The organism is Flavobacterium sp. (genome assembly GCF_035299245.1).
Classification (GTDB): Bacteria; Bacteroidota; Bacteroidia; order Flavobacteriales; family Flavobacteriaceae; genus Flavobacterium.
Window position 1 is genome coordinate 253997 of record NZ_DATGWY010000014.1, and the last position, 19043, is coordinate 273039.

Sequence of the window (19043 nt, forward strand, 5' to 3'; positions counted from 1 at the left end):
TATTCTAGTGATTTAACTTTGTTCAATTACCCTAAAATCAAACATCCAAAATCATGAAACGGTTTATTTTTTTGTTTGCACTTTGTTTTTTATCTAAGTCATGGTCACAAGTTGGAATAAATACTGTAACTCCAAGTGCTGTTTTAGATATTAGATCATCTAACCCAATAAATCCAGCCAATACCGACGGATTACTGATTCCGAGAGTCGACAACTTCCCTGCCACTATCCCAACATCTTCCCAAAACGGAATGATGATTTTTTTGACGACAGCTTTTGGTTCGAATCAACCTGGTTTTTATTATTGGGATGGAACAACAAGTACCTGGAAATCGGTGGGTGGCGATAAAGGTTGGGGTGTTTCAGGAAATACTGGAACCAATACAAGCACCAATTTTATGGGTACTACAGATGACAACGATGTAGTATTCAAACGAAATACTATTTTGGCCGGACAATTGGCTACTTACAACACTGCTTTTGGAAACAGCAGTTTTAATTCTACTACTACTGGAGCGCAAAATGCTGTTTTTGGAAACCATTCCTTATCTTCTATCACTGTCGGAAATTACAATACTGCAATAGGCAGTAATGTAATGATCAACAACACCAATGGTTCGAGCAACACTGCCGTTGGTTCATTTTCTTTAGCGGGTAATACATCCGGTAATTTCAACACCGCCATTGGATCGGAATCATTGGCTTTCAATGAAAACGGTAACGACAATACTGCTGTTGGCCATGAAGCCCTGAATAACAATCTTTCAGGTTCTTTAAATACATCCATCGGAAAAAACAGTCTTTTTCTGAACAGTAGTGGAAGTTACAACACGGCAGTTGGTGCAAACTCATTACTAAATAATGATGCAGGATTCGAAAACACTTCTTTGGGTTATAATTCGCTTTATAACAACACCTTTGGAAATTACAACACAGCCACAGGAAGCCATGCTTTGGAGATGAATGTGCTCGGTGGATTCAATACTGCCATGGGGTATCAATCCTTGTATTTTAATTCTTCTGGACAACGAAATACTTCCATCGGAGCGAATTCTGCTTATTCAAACTCAACTGGAAACAACAACACTTCCATCGGCCATAGTGCATTACAAAACAATAGTATTGGTCTTTCAAATACTGCAGTTGGCCAGAATTCGTCAAGACTCACAACGGGTTCGGGAAACACAGCTTTAGGAGCTTCGGCATTAGAAAGTATGAATGTAGGTAATAGCAATACAGCTATTGGGACTGGCGCAATGAGTAATTTAACAACTGGATATTCCAACATTGCAATTGGTTCCGGCGCACAAGTTCCCGACAATTCTGGTTCCAATCAATTGTCTATTGATAATGTCATTTATGGTAGCGATATGGGCAACATCAACTTCGGAAAAATCGGAATCGGTGAAACCACTCCTAGCGCCAGACTTCACTTAAATTCATCCAACAGTAACTTTCCTGAAAACACAGACGGAATTATTATTCCGCGAATCAATACATTTCCTTCTGTAAACCCAACTATTAATCAAAATGGAATGCTAGTTTTTCTAACCACAACTTCGGGCACTAAAGAATCTGGTTTTTATTACTGGGACAATTCATCTACTTCATGGAAAGGAATAGATGGCGATAATGGATGGGAAACAACTGGAAATTTAGGAACCAATCCGAGTGTTAATTTTATTGGTACTGCTGATAATGCTGATGTTGTTTTCAAAAGAAACAATGCTATGGCTGGTCGATTAACTATCGACAACACTTCTTTCGGACTCAACGCTAATCCAAATAATACTGGATTTAACAATACAGCATTGGGTTTGAACTCACTTCTCGCCAATACAACGGGCATCAACAATACATCAATTGGATACAATGCCCTTACTACAAATACTTCAGGTCAAGACAATACGGCAATTGGATCCTATGCACTTACTACTAACACAACTGGATTTAACAATACAGCTACTGGTATTTATGCTTTAAATAACAATACTGTCGGTTATTCTAATACCGCAAATGGTATGTTTTCATTGTACAGTAATACAACAGGAATTAATAATGCAGCCTACGGTGTTTCATCGTTGGGCGCCAATACAATAGGATATCAGAATTCAGCTTTTGGAAACAATTCGCTAGGAAGCAACAATACAGGAAACGATAATACTGCTATGGGCTACTATAGTCTTGCCTCAAATACATCTGGAATTCAAAATACATCCGTTGGAAATTTTTCGCTCTATACCAATCAAAATGGTTTTAATAATACATCTATTGGATACAACGCTTTGTATACAAACAGTACAGGCTTTAACAATACTGCTGTTGGAATTAACGCATTGTTCGCCAATATTGGAGGCTTTGACAATACAGCTATCGGAATTAATGCATTGTACAACTCAAGAGGAAGTTACAATACTGCTGTTGGTAAAGGCGCTTTGAGTAATGTTACGACGGGTTCCAACAACATCGGAATTGGAGATACAGCACAAGTACCCAATGCAGCTGGAAATGACCAAATGAGGTTGGGAAATATTTTTATTGGTTATTTGGGCTGTCAAGTGGGTTTATCCGTTACTTCGGATAGAAGATGGAAATCGGATATTATGCCTTCCAATTTAGGACTTGATTTTATTACAAAATTGAATCCAGTATCGTATTTGAGGAAAAATGATTCGCTCAAAAGATTGGAGTACGGATTTATAGCGCAAGAGTTAGAAGAAACTCTTAATTCATTGGGCGTAACCAACTCTGGCATTCTGACTAAAGACGACGATGGAATGTACAGTTTGCGCTACAACGACTTATTTTCACCCATGGTAAAAGCCATCCAAGAACAGCAAAAAATAATCGAAAGTCAGGAAGAAAAAATCAAATCGATGGAAGAGCGATTAAAGCTATTGGAAGAAAAAATCAAGAACTAATAGCATTCTAAAGTAGTTGTACTTCATTGTTGATTGCTTTTTTACTACTTTTGCCGAATGATTTCAATTAGTATCATTGGCTCCGGAAATGTAGCTCAACATCTTATCAAAGCGATTGTAAAATCCGATCAATTGGAACTGGTTCAGGTTTTTGCTCGAAATCCAGAAACTATTTCGCATTTGATATCTTCGGATCAAATTACCTCTGAAATTGCCGCTTTAAAAGAAGCTCATTTGTTCATCATTTCGGTTTCAGACGACGCTATCCAGAGTGTTTCCAATTCACTTATTTTCACAGATAAATTGGTGGCTCATACCTCGGGAAGTGTTTCCATGGAAGATTTAAACGATTCCAATCGGAAAGCTGTTTTGTATCCGTTGCAAACCCTATCCAAGAAAAAAGAAGTTGATTTTACCACAGTTCCAATTTGCATTGAAGCTCAAAATCAGGCTGATTTTCAACTTTTAACTGAAGTAGCCAACCGTCTTTCGGATCATGTGTACAATGTCAATTCAGATCAACGAAAATCACTACACGTTGCAGCGGTTTTTGTGAGTAATTTTACCAATCACTTGTACAAAATTGGAAACGATATTTGTACCGAACATGAAGTGCCGTTTGAAATCTTAAAACCGTTAATTAACGAAACTGCCAAAAAGATTCAAACGCTTGCTCCTACTGATGCTCAAACGGGTCCAGCCAAAAGAAACGACTCCACTACAATCAATAAACATCTGGCTATTTTAACCGATGAAAATCAGAAAGAAATCTATAAAATTCTTACCAAATCCATAATTGATCATGGCAAAAAGTTATAAAGAAATTATGAATTCCATCACTACATTTATTTTTGATGTGGATGGAGTTTTAACTGATGGAACTGTTCATGTTTCTCCCACAGGTGAAATGTTACGAGAGATGCACATTCGCGATGGTTTTGCAATGAAAGCCGCCATAGAAAGTGGTTACAACGTTTGCATTATCTCGGGTGGAAGCAACGAAGGTGTTCGTATTCGATTGCGCAATTTAGGAATCACCGATATTCATCTGGGTTCACCTGATAAAGTAGCTACTTTCAAAGAGTACGTCGAATTATACAATATTCAACCTGAAAATGTGTTGTACATGGGTGATGATATTCCTGATTTTCATGTGATGCAATTAGTCGGTTTACCCACTTGTCCACAAGATGCGAGTCCTGAAATAAAAGCCATTTCCAATTATATTTCGCATAAAAATGGCGGAAAAGGTGCCGTTCGAGATGTCATCGAACAAACCATGAAAACACAAGGAAAATGGCATACGTATTACAATGGCCAACACGATTAATCTGACTACAATCTATTATTTATAAGAATGTTACATTTTTTTAAGCTCATCCGATACAAAAATTTATTACTTCTTGCTTTAATGCAACTCATTTTCCGATTGGGGTATTTAGAACCGATTCAAATTCCACTTTCACTGTGGTATTGGCAGTATGCTATGTTAATTGCTGCTACTGTTTTAATTGCTGCTGGCGGATACATAATCAACGACATCATGGATCAAGAAACCGATTTGGAAAATCATCCTGAAAAAGTCATTGTTGGTAAATACATATCGGAATCTAAAGCGTATACATTATATGTAACATTGACTATTATTGGTGTTGCACTTGGTTTTATCCTTGCAAATACAGTCAACCATTCCAATTTAAGTGTCATTTTTGTACTGGTTGCTACACTACTCTATTTTTATGCCAGTACATTGAAACAGATTGCATTTATAGGAAATTTGGTGGTTGCTTCAGTACTTGCCTTTAGTGTCATTATAATAGGAATTTTTGATATTTATCCGAATACTTTTGATTTCAACAAAGACCAAATGCAAATGGCTTTCGAAATCCTATTGGATTATGCCGTATTCGCATTCATTATCAATCTGGTACGTGAAATCATAAAAGATTGTGAAGATGTAAAAGGCGACCATTCACAAGGTATGAGAACACTTCCTGTACTAATCGGCGTCCAAAAAACCAGTAAAATTGCCTTTGTATTACTTCTTTTACCTACCCTTTATCTTTTAATTTACATTCAGAACTATCTTTTTAATCATAATCTGTATACTAGTGTTATTTATATAGCTGCATTGGTTGTAGCACCGCTGATTTTTTGTCTGGTAAAAATTTGGTCCGCCAAAGAGAAAAGCGATTTTCATTTCATCAGTACCGTTTTAAAATGGATTATTCTATTCGGAATACTTTCAATTGCTGTAATTACTTACAACACCAACCATCATGGATAAAGCATACAAAATCATATTAGCTTCTGGTTCGCCGAGACGTCAGCAATTCTTTAAGGAATTTGATTTTAATTTTGAAATTCGATTGAAAGAAGTTGAAGAAGTCTACCCTGAACATTTAAAGGCAGCAGAAATCACCAATTATTTGTCCGAATTAAAAGCTAATGCGTTCAACGAATCTTTAGCGGAAAATGAATTGCTGATTACTAGCGACACCATCGTTTGGCATAATAATAAAGCTTTAGGAAAACCCAAAGATTACGACGATGCGTTTCAGATTTTAAAATCGTTGTCCAATTCGACTCACGAAGTCATCACTTCCGTTTGCTTTAAAACGACCGAAAAATCGGAAGTAATTCACGAAGTGACCAAAGTTACTTTCTCTGATTTTACCGATGAAGAAATTCATTATTACTTAAAAAAAGATCAACCATTTGATAAAGCCGGTGCCTATGGAATTCAAGATTGGATTGGATTAATTGGTATTTCAAAAATTGAAGGATCGTATACCAATGTAGTTGGATTGCCTACTGAAAAAGTATATAATTATTTAACAAAAAATTTCGTTTTAAATAAGTAATTTTACGTTCTACTTATTTCAATAAATTTTCAAGACAAATGGAGACTGAAGAAGAAATCAATGCAAAAATTATGAAAGTGACGATGGTGATTCAAGAAAATTACCCCGAGTTGTTGAAGTATTTAAATGAAATGCCCATTACTGTTCCGATAGACAGCAACCCTGAAGTCAACGTTAAAAACCTTCAAAAATACTACGACAATTTACTTTCGTTGTTCCGTAACTATGTTGCCGAACACCAATTAAAATACGTTAACCAACGCTCTGACACTGGTCATTTGTAATCGCATGGATGTTTTTTCGAATTTTACTATTGAAGTTATTGCTACCATAAGTGTAATTGTAGTTGTTTTTATACTTCGATTTTTAATAGCAAAATTGGTTCGACGTTACGCTAAATCCAGCCAAATCATCGAACAACGAGCCAACTTGGTCATCAAATACATCGATTTACTCATTAACATTATTGCTGTAATTGCTTTAATCGTAATTTGGGGTGTACAGAAAAAAGACATTTTACTCACCGTTTCTTCCATTACAACCGTAATTGGTGTAGCGATGTTTGCCCAGTGGTCGATTTTGAGTAACATCACATCAGGCATCATTTTATTCTTTTTCTTTCCTTTTAAAATTGGAGATGTAATCAAAATTCATGATAAAGATTTTCCGATTCAAGCCGAAATTGAAGACATCAATGCATTTCACGTCAACTTAAAAACCATTGATGGGGAACGAATCACTTATCCTAACAATCTATTACTTCAAAAAGGAATTTCCATTATCGATCCTAAAATAGACGATAAAGAATACACTGATTAAGCTCATCTGAAGATTCTGTAACTTTTTCTAAAAATCATATAATAAGCGTAACACCTTATATACTGACCTTTACATATCTAAATTTTAGTAATATGAAAAAGTCAGTTTATCTTATCGCATTGTTCCTTTCATTAGTAGTTAATCAAACTAATGCACAAGAAAACAGAACAGTTAATTCGCTTCCAGAATTCAACTCAGCAACTACTATTAGTACTGTAAAATATCAGTATTATCCTAATTTAGAAGCCTACTTCAATACTGAAACTTCTGAGTTTATTTACAAGGATAAAGGCGAATGGAAAGTAGCCAAAGAAATTCCGAGTGGTTACAGAGGTTATTCTTTATTCAATAACTACAGAGTAGACATTACCGATTATTTTGATGATAAACCCTACGAAAGATTGACCTATCACAAAAAACAATTTCCGTACTATTCTAATGACCGAAAAGGAAAATTAGCTGCTCTAAAAGCACAACAAGCAAAAGAAAAACAACAATTAATAGCTTTTGAATAATTATAGTACTTTATCATTAAAACAATTTAATTAATTTATAAAATCTAGAAATCATGAAAACAATCCGCACAATACTATTATTAATTGTACTGAGTTTTTCATCGTCAAAAGCTCAAGTTTCTGTCAACGTAAACATCGGCCCACCACCTGTTTGGGCGCCAGCTAATTACGTTGAATCACAATACTATTTTTTACCCGATATTGATGTATATTACGATGTGCCAGCGGCTCGTTTCATCTACATCCGCAACGGAGTTTGGCATCGTTCGGCATATTTACCAGATCGTTGCAGAAACTATGACTTAAGAAGAGGAAATATAGTGTACCTTACTGATTACAGAGGAAATGCTCCTTATACCTATTACAAAGCACATAAAGTAAAATACAAAAAAAGAGGCAATTATTATGTAGTACACGACCATGATAGAGGAAAGCATAAAGGTCACGGAAAAGGGAAGGGAAAAGGAAAAGGGAAACACGATTAAATTTATAAAAGAGTAAGAGAGTCATCTTTTACTCTTTTTTTTTTGTTAAAGAAATTCCAAAATTTTGAAAAACAATTCGTGTCTTTATTATTATTACTACATTTGAAACTATTGAAAAAAATAGAATCAAATGCGTATTCAAAAAAAATACTTTATTCTCCTTTTGCTGCTGAGTGTACTAAATGTAATGGCTCAGAAACCACAAAAACCCAACTCAGTTGAAATTTACAATCAGATTCAAAAACTGAATTTTTTGGGAACCGTTTTGTATGTAGCGGCACATCCTGATGATGAAAATACGCGTTTAATTTCTTATTTTTCAAATGAAGTCAAAGCGCGAACCGGCTATTTATCTCTAACTCGAGGCGATGGTGGACAAAATTTAATCGGACCCGAATTGCGCGAATTATTAGGCGTAATCCGAACTCAAGAATTAATCGAAGCACGCAAAATTGATGGTGGCGAACAATTATTTTCTCGTGCCAACGATTTTGGTTATTCTAAAACTCCCGACGAAACCCTAACCATTTGGGATAAAGAACAAGTATTAAGTGACGTTGTTTGGGCGATTCGTACCTTCAAACCCGATGTCATCATCAATCGTTTTGATCATCGTTCACCCGGAACCACTCACGGTCATCACACGGCTTCAGCCATGCTTGGCTTGGAAGCATTCGATTTGGCCAATGACCCAAATACCTTTGCTTCACAACTGCAATACACTTCCGTTTGGCAACCCAAACGCGCCTATTTCAATACTTCATGGTGGTTTTATGGCAGTAGAGAAAAATTTGAAAAAGCCGATAAAACCAATTTAGTCAATTTGAAAACGGGTGTTTACTATCAATCCATTGGGAAATCGAACCAAGAAATTGCGGCTTTGAGCAGAAGTTGCCACCAATCGCAAGGCTTCGGAAATACAGGAACTCGTGGTGAAGAAGACGAATACCTAGAATTTTTAAAAGGAGAAACTCCGAAAGACAAAACCAATATTTTTGAAGGAATTGATACGACGTGGAATCGACTTGATGGCGGAAAAGAAGTCGGAATCGTACTTTGGGCTGTAGAAAAAAACTTTGATTTTAAAAACCCATCAGCTAGTATTCCCGAATTGATAAAAGCCTACAATTTGATTCAAAACCTGAAAGATACGCATTGGAAAACCATCAAAAGCGAAGAAATAAAGAAGATCATAGCCGCTTGTTCGGGCTTGTATATCGAGGCCAAAGCGAATTCACAAGAAACCAATTCGGGTGCTGAATTGGATTTAAAAATTGAAGCCATCAATCGAAGTAATGTAGCAATGGAGTTGGTTTCAATATCATTACCCAATTCAAACAACACGCCATTCAATAAAAATCTAGAATTCAATAAAGTAAATAATTTTGATGTGGAAGTTCTTCTTCCAAAAAACCAAGAAAACACCTCGCCGTATTGGTTGTCTCAACCAGGAACTGTTGGGATGTATCGTGTAGACGACCAGAATTTGATTGGAAAACCCGATGTAATTCGAACTGTAAACGCAACATTCAATATTAAAATCAACGAAACCACAATTCCGTTTGAACGCAACATCATCTACAAATACAACGACGATGTAAAAGGCGAAGTCTATCAACCATTGGATGTAGTTCCGATTGTGACTTCTTCCATTACCGAAAAGGTATTTATTTTCAATTCCAATAAATCGAAAACAGTAACGGTCAAAATCAAAGCCGGAAAAGATACTGTTTCGGGTTCAGTTCAATTGAATATGCCTACCAATTGGTCCGTTACGCCTACTTCACACACTTTTTCACTAGCAAAAAATGGAGAAGAAAAACAAGTTTCATTCACTGTAACTCCATCTAAAGAAGCATCTGAAGTAACGTTAAAAAGTATTGTAACTGTGGATGGAACTCAATTCGATAAAGAAAAAATCGACATCAATTATCCTCATATTTTCAAACAAATGGTATTGCAACCTTCGGAAGCCAAAGCCATTAAATTGGACATCAAAACCAACGGAGAAAAAATCGCTTACATCATGGGCGCAGGCGACGAAGTTCCGAATAGTCTGAAACAAATGGGTTATGAAGTTACTATCTTGAAACCAAACGAAATCACTACTGAACGATTGGCTTCATTTGATGTAGTCATGACCGGAATTAGAGCGTACAATGTGTTAACTGAATTGAATTTCAAACAGCCGGTGTTGTTGGATTTTGTAAAAAATGGTAAGACGATGATTGTTCAGTACAATACCACTGACGATTTGGTTACGAAAGAAATTGCGCCATTCCCACTAAAAATTTCACGCGATCGTGTCACTGAAGAAAACGCCGAAGTTCGATTTTTAGCTCCATCACATCCAATTTTGAACAGTCCGAACAAAATTACTTCCAACGATTTTAAAAATTGGAAACAAGAACAAGGTTTGTATTATCCTAACGAATGGGATGCTAATTTCACTCCGATTATTTCCTCAAATGACAAAGGTGAAAAGGCAAAAGACGGCGCTATCTTGGTAGCAAAACACGGAAAAGGAACGTATATTTATACCGGAATTAGTTTTTTCAGAGAATTGCCTGAAGGTGTTTCGGGTGCTTTCCGATTGATCGCCAACATGATTTCAATACGCAATTAATTATGAAATCGAATAAAGAATCGTGGAACAACAATTATACATGGCTTTTGGTCATCAACGCCATTTATATTATTGTGTTTTTTATCCTAATGCAAACTTTCGATTAAACTATGCAACAACTCGACTGGATCATTCTGACGTTGACTTTGCTATTTATAGTAGTCTATGGCGTATACAAAACCAAAGGAAGTAAAAACGTACAAGAATACATTTTAGGAAACAAGGAAACCAATTGGTGGACAGTCGGACTGTCAGTTATGGCCACTCAAGCTAGTGCGATTACGTTTTTGTCTACACCAGGGCAAGCGTACCACGACGGAATGGGTTTTGTGCAATTCTATTTCGGTTTGCCGATTGCAATGGTAGTAATTTGCTACACTTTTATACCGATTTTCCATCGACTGAAAGTTTTTACCGCTTACGAATATTTAGAGCAACGTTTCGACTTAAAAACGCGTTCGTTTGCCTCGGTCATCTTCTTGATTCAACGTGGTTTAGGAACAGGATTTACCATCTATGCTCCAGCAATAATTTTGTCAACAATTTTAGGTTGGAACCTGAATTTGCTCATCATTATCATCGGAATTCTGGTAATTATTTACACTACTTCGGGTGGAACCAAAGCGGTAAACGTAACTCAAAAACAACAGATGTTTGTGATTATGAGCGGAATGTTCATCACTTTTTATCTGATTTTACATTATTTGCCTAACGAAATGACATTGAGCAATGCCATGCACATTGCGGGTGCAAATGACAAAATGAAAATTGTTGACTTCTCGTTCGACCCAGAAACGCGTTATACATTTTGGAGCGGAATTGCAGGTGGATTCTTTTTGTTTTTGGCGTATTTCGGAACCGATCAATCGCAAGTTGGACGTTATTTATCCGGAAAATCCGATCGAGAAAGTCAGATGGGATTGATTATGAATGGCTTCTTAAAAGTTCCGATGCAGTTTTTTATATTGTTGACTGGAGTAATGGTTTTTGTTTTTTTTCAATTCAATCCGGTTCCACTGCATTTCAATCCGAATAACAAAGCCTTGGTAGAAAAATCACAATACGCCGATCAATACCACAATCTTGAAAAACAGTTGGATGCGTTGACTGAAGAAAAAAAGGAATACAACTTATTGTACATTGACCATTTGAATCAGAACTACGATAATCCAATTTTGAGAGACGAACTCGTTGCCATTGCCGGAAAAGAAAAGGACTTGCGCGATCAAGCCAAAGATTTGATTAGTAAAGTAGACGGAAAAGCCGAAACCAACGACAAAGACTACGTTTTCATTCATTTCATCTTGCACTATTTACCCAATGGTTTGATCGGATTATTGTTAGCCGTTATCATCTCTGCTGCCATGTCATCGTCTGCATCGGGTTTGACCGCATTGGCATCGACAACTGCAATCGATATTTACAGAAGAAATATAAAAGGCGAACGCTCGGAGAAACATTTTGTAAATGCAACGCAATATTTTACCATACTTTGGGGAATTATAGCTATACTATTTGCGTGTGTGAGTGCTTTGTTTGAGAATTTAATTCAGTTGGTAAACATTATTGGTTCGGTCTTTTACGGAACTGTATTGGGAATTTTCTTAGTCGGTTTCTATATTAAATACGTAAAAGCAAATGCGATGTTTTGGAGTGCTATCATCAGTCAATCGACCATTATTGTCATTTATTATTTTGCGATTCATATTCATCCAGGCGATGAAAAATTAGGCTATCTATGGCTGAATTTCATCGGGGCAATTCTGACCATTCTACTCGGATTATTGTTTCAAGTTGTATCTAAAAAAGAAACAATTAAAGCATAAAAAAACCACGAATCCTAAATTTAAGATTCGTGGTTCTGTCCAGATGAAAAAGTAATTTATTTTTTACTCCATTCTTTAATACTGTCGTTATTCATTTTAACGTAATCATCATTCTTTTCTTTGGTAGCGCCAGCAAGAGAAAGTTTTGCAGTTTCAATAGCTCCCGTCTTGTCACCCAATTTTGCTTGAATTAATGATTTTTGTCTCAAATACCAAAACGGAACATCAGTTCCTGGCTTAGTCATTGCAACCGCTTTGTTGATGTATTCTAACGCTTTGTTTAAATCGCCATTAGATTGTAACAGATATTGCGCCGATGAAAAATAGTCACCCGCCGTTGGACCTGCCAATACTTTTTCAATACTAGCCATTGCCATTTTGTGAGACGGAACTTCAAATTTCACAGAAACCATAGTTTTTTCCCAAGAAATATCCAAAGTTGCACTATCATTGGTGATATTATTCACAGCGATTGTAAATGTCTCTACGTTGTTTCCTAACATAATTGGATCCACCATAACGCTTACGGCTACTTTATTTTCATCCCAATTTTCAGGTGTTCCCCAATTGTCAGTAGTACTGTAGAAATCAACTTCCCAAACGTCTGCTTTTGGCAATGTATAAATAGCATACTTTCCTTTTTTGAGTGTTTTTCCACCTATAGTAACATCATCACTAAATGAAACGGTAGAATTGGCATTGGCACCCGTTCTCCATATTTTTCCAAACGGTACCAAATCACCAAAAACTACTCTTCCTTTAGCACTTGGTCTAGAATATTCTACAACAACTTCCGTCAACCCAACTGTTTGATTTAAAGTTGATTTCGGACTCGGTTGAGGCGTTTTTACTTGAGCCTCAATAGTAAAGTTAGCAATTACAGCTACGATAAAAAAGATAATTTTTTTCATGATATATTGATTAGATGTCCAAAATTACAAATTGTAATTTTTTGAAATGTTAATTTAAACTTAAATGAATGAATATTTTGTTTAACTTTTTAGTTTAATCGTTAAACGTTTAGTAATTTTACATCGAAATATAACAATAATGAAAATATACACTTTACATTCCAAACAAAACTTACCAATAACCTTAGACGAGGCTTGGGAATTTTTATCCAACCCGAAAAATCTAAAAACCATTACGCCTGATTATATGGGATTTAAAACACTTTCGGGAGATGACAGAGCCATGTTTCCTGGTCAAATTATACAATATATTGTGACTCCGGTTTTTGGAATTCCGATGAAATGGGTAACTGAAATTACGCACGTGCAAGACAAAAAGTATTTTGTAGATGAACAACGTTTCGGACCATACGCTCTTTGGCATCACAAACATTTTTTAAAGGAAATTCCGGGCGGTGTTGAAATGGAAGACATTGTTGATTATAAAGTGCCAATGGGAATTTTAGGCCAATTAGTGCATCCCATTTTAGTTGCCCCAAAACTCAAAGAAATATTTGATTTCAGAAGAAAAAAATTAATCGAACTTTTTGGTGAATTTAAAGGATAAGATATGAAAAACATACTTTTAATTGGTGGTTCTTACGGAATAGGATTAGCGCTTGCAAAAGAATTACAATTTGAGAATAAAGTCTTTATTGCCTCTCGAACCAAGGAAAATATTGAAGAAATGCACATCACTCACATTCCGTTTGATGCTACTACTGACACATTAGACACCAGTTTACTTCCAGAAGTGATCGATGGATTGGTGTATTTGCCTGGAAGCATTAATTTACGTCCTTTTAAAGGTTTAAAACCAGAAAGTTTTGAAACTGATTTACAGGTAAATTTCATTAGTTTGGTGAAAGTAATTCAAAGTGTTTTACCTAATTTAGTAGCTTCCGAACAATCGAGTATAGTAGTTTTTAGTTCGGTAGCCGCCAGTATGGGAATGCCATTTCATACTAGCGTTGCAGCTGCAAAAGGAGCGATTGAAGGTTTTGCCAAGGCATTAGCTGCGGAATATGCGCCCAAAATCAGAGTGAATGTAATTGCACCATCGTTGACGGATACTCCATTGGCAGATAAATTTTTAAACAACGAAACCAAGCAGGAAAAATCGGCTGAGCGTCATCCGTTAAAACGATACGGAAAACCCGAAGACATTGCAAATATGGCCGCTTTTTTATTAAGTAATAAAAGCAGTTGGATTTCGGGTCAAATTTTCCATGTAGATGGCGGAATGTCAACTTTATTAGTAAATCAATAACAATTACAAAATTCAATGACAACATTAATTACTCGAATTTGAATTTGATTTTTGTCATTGACATTGCACTTTAATATATGAACATCTTCTGGTTTCGACGCGACTTACGTTTAGACGATAATATCGGATTTTTTCATGCTTTAAAAAGCGGTGAAGAAGTACTTCCTATTTTTATTTTTGATCATAGTATTCTTTCACAACTAGATAAAGATGATGCTCGAGTAACTTTCATTCATCAGCAACTGGAAAAAATTCAGAACCAACTGAAAGCAATCGGAAAATCATTGGCTGTTTTTCACGGAACGCCATTTGAAGTGTATCAAAAATTAATATCTGAAAATTCCATAAAAACAGTTTTCACTAATCACGATTACGAACCCTATGCACGTAAACGCGATTTGGAATTGTATCATTTGTTTAAAGAAAACGGAATTGAATTTAAAACCAGTAAAGACCAAGTCATTTTTGAGAAAAGTGAAGTCGTAAAAGACGATGGAAAACCATACGTAGTGTACACACCCTATTCTAATAAATGGAAAGAACTTTTCAAAAAAACTCCATTGATTCACTATCAATCGGAAGATTTTTTGAATAAAATAGCGCTTCACTCCTATCCGTTTTTGAGTTTGAATGACATTGGTTTTGTAACCTCATCCATCAAAGTCACTCCTTTTGATGTTTCCGATTCACTCATAGATCATTACGAAGCAACTCGGAATTTTCCCGCTTTAAATAAAACTTCTTATTTGGGTATTTATCTTCGATTTGGCGCGGTTTCCATCCGAAAAATGGTAGCAAAAGCGCTGCAAAGCAAAAACGAAACGTTTCTAAAAGAATTGATTTGGCGTGAATTTTTTATGCAAATCTTATGGCATTTTCCGCATACCGTGAAGTCAAGTTTCAAACCCAAATACGATGAAATTCAATGGGTAAACAATGAAGATTTGTTTCAAAAATGGTGCGAAGGAAAAACAGGTTATCCTTTTGTCGATGCAGGAATGCGCGAACTCAATAACTCAGGTCACATGCACAACAGAGTGCGCATGATAGTAGCAAGTTTTTTATGCAAACATTTATTGATTGATTGGCGTTGGGGCGAAAGTTATTTTGCTTCTAAATTATTGGATTACGAACAAGCTAGTAATGTGGGCAATTGGCAATGGGCAGCCGGAAGTGGTGTCGACGCTGCACCGTATTTCCGAATTTTCAATCCGACCGAACAAATCAAAAAATTCGACAAAGACTTAGTCTACATCAAAAAATGGATACCCGAACTCAACAGTTTAGATTACCCAAACCCGATTGTGGATCATAAAGAAGCACGAGAAAAATGCCTGAAAACCTATAAAGTAGCGGTTGGATAAGATTTAATGACTTGATGATGTTTTTATGACTACCTTTACAACTAACCGTAAAAGTATAGCTCATGAGAAAGATTGTATTGTGTTTAGGATTGATTTCATTTTTAATGATATCAGCATGTGAAAAAAAGGTAGAGAAAACAACCGAAACTATTGAGACAAACACCGTTGTTAAAGAAACTGACACCGTAGTAGCTGAGCCTACTGAAACTGATGGAACCTCTGTGAAAATTGATAGTAATGGAGTTGACATTAAAGGTAAGTCGGTAGATATTGAAGTTAAAAAGTAAACTTCATTATAAAATACAAAAGAAAAAGCCAGTTTGAACTGGCTTTTTTTATTAAAAAAAATTATTCATTGACTAATTCATACATCGCTTTGGTCCAAATAGCATATCCTTTGGCATTCATGTGTAAATTATCCTCAACAAAAATATCGTTCATAGGCTGGCCATTTTCAAGCATCAAATCCCAAACATTTACAAAAGTTGCATTAGAATCATTTTTCAAATAATTCCTAATTAATGTATTGGCAGCAATCATCCTTTCTTTCATCGACCATCTTAAAATAGACGGCTTTATTGATACGAACACAATTGGAGTAACTGGAAATTTTTTCCTCAAAGTAGCATGCAGCATCATAAATCGGTCGAAAACCGCTAAACCACTCACTTTTTCAGAACTGGCAACATCATTTTCTCCACAATAAATAAAGATTTTTTTGGGCTTGTATTGTAATACTACATCATCTTGATAGTGAATCAAATCCAAAAGTGTTGCACCTCCAAATGCTCTATTGACTATGGTTTCATTATCAAAATCATCGTTGAGTGTTTTCCACAATCTAAAAGAAGAACTACCAATAAAGAGAATCATTCCGTCTTTGGGTGGTTGCAAGCTATCTTGTTTTCTGAAGGCTTGAATTTCATCCCAGAAAGGTTTTTCTTGAGAAAAAGCAGTGAGATATAAAAAGAGAGTTAGCAAAAAAACAAGGCTTTTTTTCATATTTCTTGAGTTTATTGTTATTTGATGCAACTTTAGATTTTATAAATTTAGCAAATTAAGTGACAAGAAATGACGAAAATAATTATGTTTGTGTTATTATATGTTTTTTTTATGAAGACGTACATCATTAGCCTAATTTCAGCAGTTCTTTTGTTACTTATTTCCTGTAATGGATCTAATAAGGATAAATATATAACTACTGAAGCAAAAGTTCTAGACAGTGTTTATAATAAAAACAAAAAAATCTTAATTGACATCTGTCAAGAAATCGAGTTGTTTGATGACATTAAAAAGACATTTGACCAAAAAATTAGTATCGCAGATAGTTTAGAAAGCAGTGAAGACTTTATGTTTAAAATACTTCCTCAGTTGCTTACGGATTCTACTTATTTGAATAAAGAATACAAATTCGATCCATTAACTACCATTTTGGTAACTAGATATGATGGCTTAAGTCTTTTTGGATTTAAAAACGATACTTCATCCATTGCTACAAAATATAAGTTTGATTTGGATTTTTTTAACGAAGACGAAAGATTAATTTCGATCAACTTTCTTGCAATTTGGGATGCTCATAACGAAAAAGAATCAAATTATGATCGACACGATTCTATTACTATTAATCAAAAAAAGGAAAAAATAGCACTGTTTACAAAAGAATTCAATGAAGTTAAAAATTCGAAATACATAGTATATGCCTATGATATACAGTATTTGAAACCCAAAATTTACCTAAGAGAAAGAAAATTCGATTCTGCCGTATTAATTACAAAAGTGATTGTTTTTGATCGGGTTAAGAAGTCAAAAATAGGCGAAAAAATACTGCTTTTAACAAATTCCGAGGAATTAGCTACACTTCCCGCAGTAATGGCAGGTGAAGAAAATAATATTCGACTTAAAGTAAAAGAAGTTGAAAGTAATTTAGGGTACATTAAAATTAAAAAAATACTAAACTATCTTAAAAGAGAAAAGGATTCTACAGATTTATAATTTTCTCAAAACTCAACTCATTAAAATGTCGGATAACTAAATCTGCCTTGGAATAGTCTTGCATTTTGGAATGGAAACTGTCGTATCCAATACAATAAATTCCGGCTGCTTTTGCTGCTAATATTCCGTTAGTGCTATCTTCAATCACGATGCAATTTTCAACTGGAGTTGCTGCTAAATATGCCGCATGTTGGAAAATAGCAGGATGTGGTTTTGACTTAGGAAAATCTTCTCCCGAAACAATATGAGTAAAATAACGATGTAAATTGAATCGATTAAAAATTCGATTGATGGTCACTTTTGCCGAAGACGAGCCCAATACCAATTGTATTCCGTTGCTGTGCAGATCTTTAATCAACTCTTCTACTCCATCCAACAAATACAAATCTTCTTTGCTGTCAAAAGCTTCATTGAACAAACTTCGTTTGGTTTCAACTAACGTTTGAACATCTTGCTCTAAATTGAATTGAGCTTTTAACTTTTCAAAAATATTTTTGGTCGAATTTCCTGTAAACGAAGCATACATTTCGGGAGAAACCTCAATATTTAATTGTTTAAATTGCTGGTTGTATGCATAATGATGGACCGGTTCGGTATCCACAATTACGCCATCCATATCAAAAATTACGGTTTGTATCATATTAAGAGGCTGAGTGGCTGAGTGACTGAGTTGCCGAGTTTTTCTTTAGTAAATATTTTACCACCGTTTCTGCTGCATGCAATCCGAAAAGGCATGGCATCCAGCTATTGGTCCCGTAAAACGACTTTTTGTAGTTTTTACCATCGGTTAATTTCACACTGGATTGATCAGGCATTTCTGTTGAAAAAACAGCTTTGACTCCTTTGGAAATTTTATGTTCTTTTAATCTTTTTCTAATGTTTTTGGCTAGCGGACAATATTCGGTGTGACTGATGTCGCGCACTTTGACTTTACTCGCTTCGTATTTTCCGCCAGCGCCCATACTCGAGATGACTTTTACTTTTTTGCGTTTGGATGCTATTAATAAATTCAATTTTGGCGTGATGCTATCGATGCAATCCAACACATAATCATACTCAGGTGTTACAATTTCTAATGCTCTTTCGGGCGATAAAAATTCTTCCAATCGTGTCAAATTCAATTCTGGGTTAATGTCCATCAATCGATCGCCAACTACATGTACTTTTGGCATTCCCACGGTTGAATGTAATGCTGGTAATTGACGATTAACATTAGTAATATCGACCACATCTCCATCAACAATAGTCATATTTCCCACTCCAGCACGAGCTAAAAATTCGGCTGCAAACGAGCCAACGCCGCCCAATCCAACCACTAAAACGTTGGCATTTTTTAAATTGTTTAATCCTTCTGTTTTAAATAAAAGCTCCGCTCTTTCTTGCCACTTTGCCATATTCTATATTTAATTTA

The 19043-nt window shown here is 35.5% G+C and carries 20 protein-coding genes; 16 read left to right on the forward strand and 4 right to left on the reverse strand.

Annotated features, from left to right (window positions below):
• Positions 1-53: 53 nt before the first annotated feature.
• From VK161_RS10040 to VK161_RS10090, 11 genes are all read left to right on the forward strand, one after another.
• Positions 54-2921, forward strand: a complete 2868-nt coding sequence (locus tag VK161_RS10040) for a tail fiber domain-containing protein (RefSeq protein WP_324214645.1) — start codon at positions 54-56, stop codon at positions 2919-2921.
• 57 nt (positions 2922-2978) lie between these two features.
• The gene (locus tag VK161_RS10045) at positions 2979-3740 is read left to right on the forward strand and encodes a Rossmann-like and DUF2520 domain-containing protein (RefSeq protein WP_324214646.1); all 762 of its coding nucleotides are present in this window, start codon (positions 2979-2981) and stop codon (positions 3738-3740) included.
• Complete coding sequence (locus VK161_RS10050) at positions 3724-4251, forward strand: HAD-IIIA family hydrolase (RefSeq protein ID WP_324214647.1); 528 nt, start codon at positions 3724-3726, stop codon at positions 4249-4251. Before VK161_RS10045 ends, VK161_RS10050 begins: the two co-directional genes overlap by 17 nt.
• Before the next feature lie 27 nt (positions 4252-4278).
• Positions 4279-5208: a geranylgeranylglycerol-phosphate geranylgeranyltransferase gene (locus VK161_RS10055; protein ID WP_324214648.1), complete on the forward strand. Its 930-nt coding sequence runs from the start codon at positions 4279-4281 to the stop codon at positions 5206-5208.
• Positions 5201-5785: a Maf-like protein gene (locus VK161_RS10060; RefSeq protein ID WP_324214649.1), complete on the forward strand. Its 585-nt coding sequence runs from the start codon at positions 5201-5203 to the stop codon at positions 5783-5785. The genes VK161_RS10055 and VK161_RS10060 overlap by 8 nt, the downstream gene beginning before the upstream one ends.
• 38 nt (positions 5786-5823) lie before the next feature.
• Positions 5824-6069: a hypothetical protein gene (locus VK161_RS10065; RefSeq protein WP_324214650.1), complete on the forward strand. Its 246-nt coding sequence runs from the start codon at positions 5824-5826 to the stop codon at positions 6067-6069.
• A 4-nt stretch (positions 6070-6073) separates the two neighbouring features.
• On the forward strand, positions 6074-6604 hold the full coding sequence (locus VK161_RS10070; RefSeq protein WP_324214651.1) for a mechanosensitive ion channel domain-containing protein: 531 nt from the start codon (positions 6074-6076) through the stop codon (positions 6602-6604).
• A 92-nt stretch (positions 6605-6696) separates the two neighbouring features.
• Positions 6697-7119: a hypothetical protein gene (locus VK161_RS10075; protein ID WP_324214652.1), complete on the forward strand. Its 423-nt coding sequence runs from the start codon at positions 6697-6699 to the stop codon at positions 7117-7119.
• A gap of 53 nt (positions 7120-7172) precedes the next feature.
• Positions 7173-7604 carry a hypothetical protein gene (locus VK161_RS10080; protein WP_324214653.1) on the forward strand — a complete coding sequence of 144 codons (432 nt, stop codon included), beginning with the start codon at positions 7173-7175 and terminating at the stop codon, positions 7602-7604.
• A gap of 130 nt (positions 7605-7734) precedes the next feature.
• On the forward strand, positions 7735-10230 hold the full coding sequence (locus VK161_RS10085) for a PIG-L family deacetylase (RefSeq protein WP_324214654.1): 2496 nt from the start codon (positions 7735-7737) through the stop codon (positions 10228-10230).
• Positions 10231-10340: 110 nt separating this feature from the next.
• A complete protein-coding gene (locus VK161_RS10090; RefSeq protein ID WP_324214655.1) occupies positions 10341-12056 on the forward strand; it encodes a sodium:solute symporter in 1716 nt (571 codons plus the stop codon).
• A gap of 56 nt (positions 12057-12112) precedes the next feature.
• Here the strand turns inward: VK161_RS10090 and VK161_RS10095 are convergent, their stop codons facing one another.
• On the reverse strand, positions 12113-12967 hold the full coding sequence (locus VK161_RS10095) for a DUF2911 domain-containing protein (protein ID WP_324214656.1): 855 nt from the start codon (positions 12965-12967) through the stop codon (positions 12113-12115).
• Between the two features lie 139 nt (positions 12968-13106).
• Here VK161_RS10095 and VK161_RS10100 point away from each other — a divergent pair, with 139 nt between their 5' ends.
• The 4 genes from VK161_RS10100 (at position 13107) to VK161_RS10115 (ending at position 15927) form a co-directional block, all read left to right on the forward strand.
• Complete coding sequence (locus VK161_RS10100; RefSeq protein WP_324214657.1) at positions 13107-13574, forward strand: SRPBCC family protein; 468 nt, start codon at positions 13107-13109, stop codon at positions 13572-13574.
• A gap of 3 nt (positions 13575-13577) precedes the next feature.
• A complete protein-coding gene (locus VK161_RS10105; RefSeq protein WP_324214658.1) occupies positions 13578-14276 on the forward strand; it encodes an SDR family oxidoreductase in 699 nt (232 codons plus the stop codon).
• Between the two features lie 77 nt (positions 14277-14353).
• Entirely contained in the window at positions 14354-15640 is a 1287-nt protein-coding gene (locus tag VK161_RS10110; RefSeq protein ID WP_324214659.1) for a deoxyribodipyrimidine photo-lyase, read from the forward strand.
• Between the two features lie 62 nt (positions 15641-15702).
• A complete protein-coding gene (locus tag VK161_RS10115; protein ID WP_324214660.1) occupies positions 15703-15927 on the forward strand; it encodes a hypothetical protein in 225 nt (74 codons plus the stop codon).
• Between the two features lie 61 nt (positions 15928-15988).
• On the opposite strand, the gene VK161_RS10120 is transcribed toward VK161_RS10115, so the two are convergent.
• The gene (locus VK161_RS10120; RefSeq protein WP_324214661.1) at positions 15989-16642 is read right to left on the reverse strand and encodes a GDSL-type esterase/lipase family protein; all 654 of its coding nucleotides are present in this window, start codon (positions 16640-16642) and stop codon (positions 15989-15991) included.
• Positions 16643-16753: 111 nt separating this feature from the next.
• On the opposite strand from VK161_RS10120, the gene VK161_RS10125 reads away from it, so the two are divergent.
• Entirely contained in the window at positions 16754-17632 is an 879-nt protein-coding gene (locus VK161_RS10125; protein ID WP_324214662.1) for a hypothetical protein, read from the forward strand.
• On the opposite strand, the gene VK161_RS10130 is transcribed toward VK161_RS10125, so the two are convergent.
• A complete protein-coding gene (locus VK161_RS10130; RefSeq protein WP_324214663.1) occupies positions 17619-18272 on the reverse strand; it encodes an HAD family hydrolase in 654 nt (217 codons plus the stop codon). The two genes, VK161_RS10125 and VK161_RS10130, sit on opposite strands and share 14 nt — an antisense overlap.
• A gap of 1 nt (position 18273) precedes the next feature.
• The gene (locus tag VK161_RS10135) at positions 18274-19026 is read right to left on the reverse strand and encodes a tRNA threonylcarbamoyladenosine dehydratase (RefSeq protein WP_324214664.1); all 753 of its coding nucleotides are present in this window, start codon (positions 19024-19026) and stop codon (positions 18274-18276) included.
• Positions 19027-19043 lie beyond the last annotated feature (17 nt).

Excerpts from the sequence above, each read along its gene's own strand:
- VK161_RS10040 (WP_324214645.1), top strand. The coding sequence starts at position 54 with ATGAAACGGTTTATTTTTTTGTTTGCACTTTGTTTTTTATCTAAGTCA.
- VK161_RS10045 (WP_324214646.1), top strand. The coding sequence starts at position 2,979 with ATGATTTCAATTAGTATCATTGGCTCCGGAAATGTAGCTCAACATCTT.
- VK161_RS10050 (WP_324214647.1), top strand. The coding sequence starts at position 3,724 with ATGGCAAAAAGTTATAAAGAAATTATGAATTCCATCACTACATTTATT.
- VK161_RS10055 (WP_324214648.1), top strand. The coding sequence starts at position 4,279 with ATGTTACATTTTTTTAAGCTCATCCGATACAAAAATTTATTACTTCTT.
- VK161_RS10060 (WP_324214649.1), top strand. The coding sequence starts at position 5,201 with ATGGATAAAGCATACAAAATCATATTAGCTTCTGGTTCGCCGAGACGT.
- VK161_RS10065 (WP_324214650.1), top strand. The coding sequence starts at position 5,824 with ATGGAGACTGAAGAAGAAATCAATGCAAAAATTATGAAAGTGACGATG.
- VK161_RS10070 (WP_324214651.1), top strand. The coding sequence starts at position 6,074 with ATGGATGTTTTTTCGAATTTTACTATTGAAGTTATTGCTACCATAAGT.
- VK161_RS10075 (WP_324214652.1), top strand. The coding sequence starts at position 6,697 with ATGAAAAAGTCAGTTTATCTTATCGCATTGTTCCTTTCATTAGTAGTT.
- VK161_RS10080 (WP_324214653.1), top strand. The coding sequence starts at position 7,173 with ATGAAAACAATCCGCACAATACTATTATTAATTGTACTGAGTTTTTCA.
- VK161_RS10085 (WP_324214654.1), top strand. The coding sequence starts at position 7,735 with ATGCGTATTCAAAAAAAATACTTTATTCTCCTTTTGCTGCTGAGTGTA.
- VK161_RS10090 (WP_324214655.1), top strand. The coding sequence starts at position 10,341 with ATGCAACAACTCGACTGGATCATTCTGACGTTGACTTTGCTATTTATA.
- VK161_RS10095 (WP_324214656.1), bottom strand. The coding sequence starts at position 12,967 with ATGAAAAAAATTATCTTTTTTATCGTAGCTGTAATTGCTAACTTTACT.
- VK161_RS10100 (WP_324214657.1), top strand. The coding sequence starts at position 13,107 with ATGAAAATATACACTTTACATTCCAAACAAAACTTACCAATAACCTTA.
- VK161_RS10105 (WP_324214658.1), top strand. The coding sequence starts at position 13,578 with ATGAAAAACATACTTTTAATTGGTGGTTCTTACGGAATAGGATTAGCG.
- VK161_RS10110 (WP_324214659.1), top strand. The coding sequence starts at position 14,354 with ATGAACATCTTCTGGTTTCGACGCGACTTACGTTTAGACGATAATATC.
- VK161_RS10115 (WP_324214660.1), top strand. The coding sequence starts at position 15,703 with ATGAGAAAGATTGTATTGTGTTTAGGATTGATTTCATTTTTAATGATA.
- VK161_RS10120 (WP_324214661.1), bottom strand. The coding sequence starts at position 16,642 with ATGAAAAAAAGCCTTGTTTTTTTGCTAACTCTCTTTTTATATCTCACT.
- VK161_RS10125 (WP_324214662.1), top strand. The coding sequence starts at position 16,754 with ATGAAGACGTACATCATTAGCCTAATTTCAGCAGTTCTTTTGTTACTT.
- VK161_RS10130 (WP_324214663.1), bottom strand. The coding sequence starts at position 18,272 with ATGATACAAACCGTAATTTTTGATATGGATGGCGTAATTGTGGATACC.
- VK161_RS10135 (WP_324214664.1), bottom strand. The coding sequence starts at position 19,026 with ATGGCAAAGTGGCAAGAAAGAGCGGAGCTTTTATTTAAAACAGAAGGA.